Source organism: Streptomyces sp. NPDC059900, assembly GCF_050270335.1.
In the GTDB taxonomy this organism is placed as follows: domain Bacteria; phylum Actinomycetota; class Actinomycetes; order Streptomycetales; family Streptomycetaceae; genus Streptomyces.
This window is the reverse complement of record NZ_JBNNJZ010000885.1, coordinates 1-2,362: the sequence shown is the minus strand read 5'-3', so window position 1 is coordinate 2,362 and position 2,362 is coordinate 1. Positions and strand designations below refer to the sequence as shown.

The 2,362-nt window shown below is 68.9% G+C and carries 1 protein-coding gene; it reads left to right on the top strand.

Features of this window, described 5'->3' with window-relative positions:
- Window positions 1-29: 29 nt before the first annotated feature.
- Window positions 30-2,264, top strand: a complete 2,235-nt coding sequence (locus ACQKIP_RS45305) for a cell division protein FtsK (RefSeq protein WP_365862787.1) — start codon at window positions 30-32, stop codon at window positions 2,262-2,264.
- The last annotated feature ends 98 nt before the right edge of the window (window positions 2,265-2,362 follow it).

Here is a 2,362-nt window from a genome sequence, read left to right as displayed (position 1 = left end):
CTTCACGCCCTCTTGAGGAGGACAGTTCAGTGAATCACCCCGACGAGAACCACGAGTTCTTCGCACGACTCGAAGCCGACATGAACGCCGACCGCACCGGCGAGGTGGTCGACCTCGACAAGGCGCGCAGCGCCCGCGCCGGGTCGCCCGACCGGACGGGAGTCGAGTCGGCCGACTCGACCGCCGACGAGTCGATCGTGCCCACCGCCGACCCGTCGGCCGACGAAGACGACGAGGAGTCGGGCGACTCCACGCCGCCGCGCCCGGCCGACCCGTCGACCCTGCCGGGCCCCGGCATCACCACCTACAAGCGCAAGCCGATCCTGCCGTCCTGGCTGAAGTCCAAGCCCGGATTCATCTCCACCGCGCAGCGCGCCACCGGCAACGCCTTCTACGCCACGGCGTTCCACGGCATCCGCACCCCCTGGTACGTGATGCGGCTGTCCATGGACGCCCCCACGGGCGCCGCCCGGCTGATCAAGCAGACCAACCGGTGGGTGTGGGACGCCGAAGCCGCCCCGCTGCGCACCTACGAGGTGGAGCACGAGAACACCGGCGAGTACCTGAAGCTGTCCCGCCAGCGCGATCGCCGCGTGCGACTGCGCATGGTGGTCATGGCTATCGCAGGGCTGGTCGGCGTGCCGCTGGCGATGGCCGCCTATGTGCTGGCGCCCGGCTGGCTGGTGCTGTTCGCCTCCGCTGCCGTGCTGGCCGCCGGGTTCAAGGGCGGCAAGGCCGAGGAGCCCGTGATCGGACGGGCCGTCTTGAAGACCGAGTTGGAGAAGCTGACCACCTCGATCGTGCTGCGCGCCCTGGACAACATCGGCAACCCGAAGCTGAACGCCGCCATCAAGAAGGGCGGCGACATGAACGGAATGCGGTTCACCTCCGAGATCACCAGGGACGGGCCCGGCTACCGCGCCGACCTCGACCTGCCTTGGGGCGTCACCCCGGAGGACATCATGGAGGCGCGCAAGTCGCTCGCCTCCGGCCTGCGGCGCAAGGTCGGCTGCGTGTGGCCGTCCGCCGATCCGACCGAGCACGAAGGACGGCTCGTGCTGTGGGTCGGGGACAAGCCGATGAACGAGACGACCAAACCGGCCTGGCCGCTGCTGAAGTCGGGCAGCGTCGACCTGTTCAAGCCGGTCGTGTTCGGCAACGACCAGCGCATGGGCGACGTGTCCGTCACCCTGATGTTCGCCTCCGTCATCGTCGGGTCCATCCCGCGCATGGGCAAGACGTTCCTGATGCGGCTGTTCCTGCTCATCGCCGCCCTCGACCCGCGTGCGGAAGTCCACGCGTTCGACTTCAAGGGCACCGGCGACTTCGGCGCCCTCGAACCCGTCTGCCACCGCTACCGCGCGGGCGACGAGGACGAGGACATCGAATACGTCCTGCACGCCCTGCGCGAGCTGCGCACCGAGCTGCGGCGCCGGGCGAAGGTCATCAAGTCGCTGCCGCGCTCGCGGTGCCCGGAGTCGAAGGTGACCCCGGAGCTGGCGAACGACAAGAGCCTTCGCCTGCACCCGATCGTGGCCGGGTTCGACGAGTGCCAGGTGCCCTTCGAGCACGAGAAGTACGGCGCGGAGATCGAGGAGATCTGCACCGACCTGGGCAAGCGCGGCCCTGCGCTGGGGATGACGATGCTGTTCGGCACACAGCGCCCGGACGCGAAGTCGCTGCCCACCGGCATCAGCTCGAACGCGGTGCTGCGGTTCTGCCTCAAGGTCATGGCGCAGCCGGCCAATGACATGGTGCTGGGCACCTCGATGTACAAGGCCGGGTACCGGGCCACGATGTTCTCCCGGACCGACCGCGGTATCTGCTGGATGGCCGGTGAGGGAGACGACCCGCGCATCGTCGCCTCCGCGTTCGTGGACGCGGTCGGCGCCGAGCAGGTCGTGGCCCGCGCCCGCGCCATGCGCGAGGAGTACGGCAACGTCACCGGGCACGCCGTCGGCCAGCTCCCCGAGACTGAGGAAGCCGCCTTCGACCTGCTGGCCGACGTGCTGAAGGTCGTGGCCGTCGACGAGGACAAGGTGTGGAACGAGAAGGTCGCCACCCGCCTCGCCGACCTGCGCCCCGACGTCTACAGCGGCTGGAAAGCCGAGACGGTCGCCAAGAACCTGCGCCCGCACGGCATCACGGTGCAGGACGTCTGGGCCACCAGCGACAAGGGCAAGGGCACCACCCGGCGCGGTATCGCCCGTGCCGACATCCTCACCGCCATCACCGAGCGTGACGGAAAGCCCGGCAAGGGCTGACGCGGACCGCTGCTAGGTCTAGCACCCCACCGGTGCTAGACCTAGCAGCCCCGCTAGCACCCCATTCCCTATCTGATCAGGGAACTCGTATCTAGCAC